Below are 6,787 nucleotides of genomic sequence, written 5' to 3'. Positions count from 1 at the left end.
CGACTGACGGCTGCCGCGCGGCGCCCGCCGCCGCGCGGCACCGGCGGACATGCCTGAGCGGGCCGGGCGCCTCGACGACCTCCGTGTCGTCGGGCGCCCGGCCCGCTCCGCTTGTGCTGCCTGTGCTGCTGCCTGCCGCCGCCCTTACCGGCGGCGGCTCGACGTGCCTTTCGCTGCCGCTCCTTGTTCCCCTGAGCCAGGTTCCGCGGGCGCCTCAGACCGTCGCGGTGTGCGGGGCAAAGGGCTCCTGGCCGGTCAGCAGCGAGGCGACCAGGCTCGGCTCGACGTTCCCGCCGCTGAGCAGCACTCCGACGTCCGCCCCGTGGCGGGACGCGTGCTCCAGCGCGGCGGCGAGCGCGGTGGCCGCCGCGGGCTCGATCACCAGGCGGGCGTGCAGGAACGCGGCCCGCATCGCGTCGGCGATGGCCTCCTCCGACACCGTCTCGACCGCGGCCACGGCCCGGTGGGCGAGGGCGAACGGCAGGGCGCCGATCCGGTCGGGGCGCAGCCCGTCGGCGATGGTGTGCCGCGCGGACACGGTTACCGGCCGGTGCGCGCGCAGCGCCGTGGTGAGCGCGGGCACGGCCTGCGGCTCGGCCCCGACCACGGACACCCCGCGCCCCTCGGCCGTCAGGCAGGCGCCGGCGATGGCGCTGCCGCCGCCGATCGGGACCACCACCGCGTCCAGGTGCACGCCCTCCGCCGCCGTCTGGTCGAGCAGTTCGGCTGTGGCGGTCCCCTGGCCCGCGACCACGTGCGGGTTCTGGTACGGGTCGATGACGTCGTAGCCGTGCAGCTCGCGCAGTTCCGCCACGGCGGCCACCCGGTCGGCGAGCAGGGTGCCGGCCGTCACGACCTGGGCACCGGCCTCCCGGATCCGGTGGATCTTGGCAGGCGGGGCGTCGGACGGGAGGACCATGATGGCCGGAAGGCCGTACTGCCGGGCCGCGAAGGCGACCGCGATCGCGTGGTTGCCGGTGCTCTGCGCGATCACCCCGCGGCTGCCGGACGCGGCGAGGTGCTCCACCGCAAGGAGCGCCCCGCGCACCTTGAACGAGCCGCCGCGCTGCAGGTTCTCCGCCTTCAGCCACAGGCGTGCGCCGCTGCGGGCGTCCAGCTGGTCGCAGCGTATGACCGGCGTCCGCCACACCCGGTCGGCCAGGCGCCGCCCGGCCTGTTCGACGGCTGCGCGGTCGAGGCGCGCACCCTCCTCCCTGCTGCCCGAGCCGCTCGTCTTGCTGTCTGCGGGCGCATGCTCGCGCGCTTGACCGATGCCCATGAACTCTCCATGAATGCCAGAAATTCGATGCCGCGTGCGGTTCCGGAAAAGGACGGACGGTAATGCCGTTGCAAGCGGCCGCGACAGGGACGGCGCGACCGCGCGACGATGGCAACGCGGCTTTTCAGAAAACCCTTTGGAGGGCAGATGTGCGTGTCATGCTGGCATGTCTGCTTTCGGTTCGGAAGGTGCGCAGGAGCCGCGGTGAACGCGCGGATGCCGACCACCGGTTGGTGGTCGGCATCCGTGGTCGCAGGGTTTTCCTGAAGGGGGTGCAGGAAAACCCTGCCCGTCATTCGCTGCGCAGCGCTTCCGCGGTGGCCATCCGGGTCGTCGAGCGTGCCGGGAAGAACGCTCCCAGGACCGCGATCACGATGCCGGTGAGGCCCAGGAGCAGCAGGACCGGTGCCTGCCACACGTCCATCATGCGCGCGGGCAGGTCGACCTTCGCCACGTCGCCCACGATCGGCACGATGGCGCGGTGGGCGAGGACGCCCAGGGGAAGCCCGACCAGACCGCCGATCGCCCCGACCGCCGCCATCGACGTCACCGTCATGCCGATTACCTGACGGGGCGTCATGCCGAGCGACTGCAGCGTGCCCAGATCGCGGCGGCGCTCACGGGTGTTGAGCACGACCGTGTTGAACACCCCGAGCCCCGCGACGATGGCCAGCATGAGGGTGAGGACCACGGACAGGCTGACGACGGACGTGGTGAAGGTGGCCGAGACGTCGTTCGGGCGCGGGTAGAGGCCCGGGTCCGCCGACCGCACCGCCTTGCTGAACTGGGAGACGTCCGTGCCGGAGTTGACCTGCACCAGGTACTGGAAACGGGAGTTGACCTGCTTGAGATCCACGTCCATGGCGGACAGCGCCCGCCAGTCCGCGTAGAGCAGGTCGCCGTGGCTCATCAGCGAGGCGACGACGGTGACGCGGGTCGACTTGCCGCCCACCTCCATGGTCAGCCGGTCACCGACGTGCAGGCCCCGCGCGTGCAGGAACGCCGTGGACGCGGCGACCTGCTGGGGCCCCTCGATCCAGTGCCCCTTCACGATCTGGTCCGTGAAGTCGAGCGTGGAGGTGTCCCCGCGCCAGAACTCGGCGTCGACCTTCTTGGAGCCCGTGATGGCGACCGGCACGTGCACGTCGACCGTCACGTTCTTGGTGCCTGGCAGGGCCCGCAGCGTCTTCTCGGTCCGCGCGTCGTCCAGCTTGGGTGCCTTCTGGCCGAACTGCGGCTGGCCGGGCTGGACCACGAGCTGCGCGGCGGACGAGGGGGTCGTGGCCTTCCCGAACTTGCTGACCGTACTGGCCAGACCGGTCGCGAAGGTCGCGGTGGTCACCCCGAGGAGGACGGCCACCAGCGTCATCGCGGCACGGCCGGGCCGGGCGAAGGGCTGCCCCAGACCGAGGCTGACCGGGCGCGGCAGCGGGCTGCCGCTCAGGCGGCGCTGGATCCGCAGGCCTCGGCCCCGGCGCGGCGCGCTGCCCGCGCTGATCGCCTCGGCCGCGGAGAGCCGGTGGGCCCGCATCGCCGGGACGCCCGCCGCCAGGACGACGAGGAGTGGCATGCCCACCAGGGCGGCCACGGGCACCCACCAGCTGACCGAGACTTCGCTGAGGTCCATGTCCGTCCCCTGGAACGCGCTGTTCAGCAGCGGATCCATGGCGAGGACACCGCCGAGGGTGCCCAGGGCGCAGCCGATCACCGCGGGCAGCGAGACCATGAGGAGGTAGATCCCGACCACCTGGCGCGGCGTGAACCCAAGGGACTTGAGGACGCCGATGTGCCGGAAGCCGGAGACGACGGCACCGCTGATGACGTTGGCGACGATCACGGCGGAGACGATCAGGCCGAGGATGCCGAAGACCATCAGGAAGGGCACGTACACGCCCGGCCCGGAGGCCACGTCCTTCTTGACCGTGAGGTACGACTGCGTGGCGACCAGCGAGCTCCTCGGCAGCCCCGCCGTGGCCTTCTCGATGCCGTGACCGACGTCGGCCTTCGTCGACGCCGACGAGAACCGGTACAGCATCTGCCGGGCGGTCGGGTGCATCGCCGTCATCTGTTCGGGCACGACCCAGGCGTCGGCGGTCCGGCTCATGGTGTAGGCGAAGCCGACGATGGTGAGCTTCGTGCCCTCCGGGGTCACCACCTTGCCGCCCAGGGGGATCGGCGAGCCGCCGCCGTTGGCGGGCGGGGACAGGTTCACCACGATCTCGCCGGGCTTGTCGGCCCAACGGCCGTCCCACACGCGGACCTTGTCCACCGGACCGCCCGCATCGGCCCGGCCCACCACGGTGAGCGGGCCCACCAGGAAGGGGACGCTGCCCCGGGCCGGGCTCACCGAGGCCTGCTCGAAGGGGCCCGCGGCGGCCTCGACGCCCGACTTCCGGGCGGTCGCGGTGAGCTGGTCCGCGGAGACCTTGCCGCTGTCGAAGGCGGCGACGGCGTGCGCGCCGCGCTGCTTGCCGAAGGCCCGGTCGAAGGGGCGGCTCGTGGAGTCGAGCAGCCCCATGGCGATGACCATGGTGGCCGAGGACAGCAGGACGACGAGGCCGATGACGGCGGTCTGCAGCCGGCGGCGTCTGACCGCGGCCCGCGCGGCTTGCCATACGGCGCTCATGCGGCCCGCTCCAGGATGTTCTCGCGGGCGATCCGGCCGTCCTCGAACTCGACGAGGCGGGTCGCGCACCGCTCGGCGAGGCGCGGGTCGTGCGTGACGATGAGCAGCGTCTGGCCGATCCGGTTGAGGTCGAGCAGCAGCTCCATCACCTGCTCGCCGCTCTGCCGGTCCAGGGCGCCGGTCGGCTCGTCCGCAAGCAGCAGGGACGGCTTGTTCATCAGCGCCCGGGCCACCGCGACCCGCTGGCGCTGGCCGCCGCTGAGCGTCGCCGGGTAGTTGTTCCTGCGGTCCGCGACGCCGAGCTCGTCGAGGAGCTCCAGCGCACGCTTGCGGGACTGCCGGGCAGAGGTGCCGGAGAGCTGCCCGGCGAGCGCCACGTTGTCAAGGGCCGTCAGGTCGTCGAGCAGGTTGAAGAACTGGAAGACCATGCCGATCCGCCGACGGCGGAACAGCGCCAGGCCCGTCTCGTTGAGGCTGCCCAGGTCGTCGCCATGGACGTTGACCGTCCCTGCGGTGGGGCGGTCGAGGCCCGCGACCATGTTCAGCAGGGTGGACTTGCCACAGCCCGACGGTCCCATCACCGCGACCGACTCGCCCTCCCGGATCTCGATCGACACGTCGTTGAGGGCGACGGCATGCCCGTACTCCTTGCGCACACCGTCCAGCCGTACGACGACCTGGTCAGCGCTGTTCTCACTGGTCATGCTGCGACGTTAGGCCGGGCCGCGGGGGGCGGACGTCGGCCCCGGGAGGTAATTCGGCTAAGGGGTCATCCTTGCGATGTACGTCCGTCGCGCGCGGCCGACGATCGCGCGCCACGGCCCCCGGGGAACTTCCCCCGGGGGCCGTGGCGCGGTAGTCGATGGACCTCAGCGCACCTCGGCACCGTCGGGCGCCTGCTGCGTGAACTGGGTGCGGTACAGCTGCGCGTAGAGCCCATCCGCGGCGAGCAGCTCCTCGTGGGTGCCGCCCTCCCGGATCCGACCGTCCTCCACGACGAGGATCTGGTCGGCCTCACGGATCGTGGACAGGCGGTGTGCGATCACCAGGGATGTCCGGCCCGCCAGGGCGGTCTTCAGGGCGCGCTGGATCGCCGCCTCGGACTCCGAGTCCAGGTGGGCGGTCGCCTCGTCCAGGACCACGACCGGAGGGGCCTTCAGGAGCAGCCGGGCCAGGGAGATCCGCTGTTTCTCACCGCCGGAGAGGCGGTAGCCACGGTCCCCGACCACCGTGTCGAGGCCGTCCGGCAGGGCACTGACGGTGTCCCACACGCGCGCGGCCACGCAGGCGTCGACCAGTTCCTGCTCGGTGGCCCCGGGGCGGGCGTAGATCAGGTTGGCCCGCAGGGTGTCGTGGAAGAGGTGCGCGTCCTGGGTCACCACGCCGACCGTGTCCCGCAGCGACTGCAGGGTCAGCTCGCTGATGTCGTGCCCGCCGATCCGGATGCTGCCCGAGGTCGGGTCGTAAAGGCGCGGCACCAGGTTGGTGATCGTCGTCTTCCCGGCGCCGGACGGCCCGACAAGCGCCGTCATCCGTCCCGCCGGTACGCGGAAGCTCAACTCGTGCAGCGCCGGCTCCGTGTCGCCGCGTTCCGGTGTGCGCGTCCCGACCGACTCCAGGGAGGCGAGTGAGACCTCGTCGGCGGTGGGGTACCGGAAGGTGACCCGGTCGAACTCGATGTCCGGTGCCTTGCCGTCCGGGCCTGGCTCGGGCAGGGCGCGGGCGTCGGGGCGCTCCGAAACCAGGGGTTCGAGGTCGAGGATCTCGAAGACCCGGTCGAAGCTGACCAGCGCGGTCATCGCTGTGACCTGCATGTTCGATAGCTCGTTGATCGGCCCGTAGAGCCGGAGCAGCAGCGCCACCATCGCGACGAGGGTGCCCATGGGCAGGGCGCCGTCGATGGTGAGGGCGCCGCCGAGGCCGTACACCAGGGCCGTGGTGAGCGAGGTGAGCACCGTGACGATGATGAAGAGCAGCCGCCCGTAGAGGACAACGCCTGCGGCGACGTCGCGTACCCGACCCGCGCGGGCCGCGAACCTGCCGTTCTCGTCGTCCGTGCGGCCGTAGAGCTTGGCGAGCATGGCGCCGGAGACGTTGAACCGCTCGTTCATCAGCGAGCTCATCTCGGCGTCAAGCTGCATCGTCTCCCGGGTGAGCCGCTGCAGCCTGCGCGCGATCAGCCGCACCGGCAGCAGGAAGAACGGGATCACCAGCAGTGCGGCGACGGTGATCTGCCAGGACAGGTAGAACATCGTGGCGAGGATGAGGATCAGCGTCAGGACGGTCGTGACGGCATCGGTCAGCAGCGTCGTCACCGCCTGCCGCGCCCCGATGACGTCGGCGTTGAGCCGACTGACCAGCGCACCGGTCTGCGCCCGCGTGAAGAACGCCAGCGGCTGCCGTTGCACGTGCGCGAACACCTTGGTCCGCAGGTCGTAGACGAGACCCTCGCCGATCCGGCCCGAGCACCAGGTCTGCACGTACATGGCAGCGGCGTCCACCAGGGCCAGGCCCGCGATCGTCAGGCACAGCCCCACCACGACACCGAGCCGCCGGGGCAGGATCCCGTCATCGATGACCATCTTGAGGACCAGGGGGCCGGCCGCCGTGATGACCGCGCTGACGACCGTGGTCAGGAGGAGGACGACCAGCAGCATGCGGTAGCGCGTGGCGTACGGGATGATCCGCCGGACAGTGCCGGGCCTGACCTTCTGCCTGGTGATCGAGTCGTCGTCGAACCGCAGACCCCTCGGGCCGTCCAGCATGGTCACGCTCGCTTTCGTGTCTCTCCCACGTCATGCGACGGCGACGTCGGTCGATGGGAACGGTGTTCAAGCAGTCGCCGTCCGACGGTGTGCAGCAGCGTGGCCGTGCACACCGTC

Annotated in this window: 4 protein-coding genes; all 4 read right to left on the bottom strand. The window is 71.4% G+C overall.

The window, feature by feature from the left end; translation table 11 throughout:
- Positions 1–214 precede the first annotated feature (214 nt).
- The 4 genes from ACQUSR_RS07300 to ACQUSR_RS07285 all read right to left on the bottom strand — a co-directional run bounded on the left by ACQUSR_RS07300 (position 215) and on the right by ACQUSR_RS07285 (position 6,670).
- Positions 215–1,279 (bottom strand): threonine ammonia-lyase, encoded by a 1,065-nt coding sequence (locus ACQUSR_RS07300; protein ID WP_431041733.1) that lies wholly within the window; start codon positions 1,277–1,279, stop codon positions 215–217.
- Between the two features lie 292 nt (positions 1,280–1,571).
- Positions 1,572–3,905: an FtsX-like permease family protein gene (locus tag ACQUSR_RS07295; protein WP_431041732.1), complete on the bottom strand. Its 2,334-nt coding sequence runs from the start codon at positions 3,903–3,905 to the stop codon at positions 1,572–1,574.
- Entirely contained in the window at positions 3,902–4,609 is a 708-nt protein-coding gene (locus tag ACQUSR_RS07290) for an ABC transporter ATP-binding protein (protein WP_431041731.1), read from the bottom strand. Before ACQUSR_RS07290 ends, ACQUSR_RS07295 begins: the two co-directional genes overlap by 4 nt.
- A gap of 165 nt (positions 4,610–4,774) precedes the next feature.
- Positions 4,775–6,670 carry an ABC transporter ATP-binding protein gene (locus ACQUSR_RS07285; protein WP_431047432.1) on the bottom strand — a complete coding sequence of 632 codons (1,896 nt, stop codon included), beginning with the start codon at positions 6,668–6,670 and terminating at the stop codon, positions 4,775–4,777.
- Positions 6,671–6,787 lie beyond the last annotated feature (117 nt).

The sequence above is a fragment of the Streptomyces sp. P1-3 genome (genome assembly GCF_050613155.1).
Taxonomy (GTDB): domain Bacteria; phylum Actinomycetota; class Actinomycetes; order Streptomycetales; family Streptomycetaceae; genus Streptomyces.
This window is presented reverse-complemented; position numbering and strand designations above follow the sequence as displayed.

Excerpts from the sequence above, each read along its gene's own strand:
- ACQUSR_RS07300 (WP_431041733.1), bottom strand. The coding sequence starts at position 1,279 with ATGGGCATCGGTCAAGCGCGCGAGCATGCGCCCGCAGACAGCAAGACG.
- ACQUSR_RS07295 (WP_431041732.1), bottom strand. The coding sequence starts at position 3,905 with ATGAGCGCCGTATGGCAAGCCGCGCGGGCCGCGGTCAGACGCCGCCGG.
- ACQUSR_RS07290 (WP_431041731.1), bottom strand. The coding sequence starts at position 4,609 with ATGACCAGTGAGAACAGCGCTGACCAGGTCGTCGTACGGCTGGACGGT.
- ACQUSR_RS07285 (WP_431047432.1), bottom strand. The coding sequence starts at position 6,670 with ATGCTGGACGGCCCGAGGGGTCTGCGGTTCGACGACGACTCGATCACC.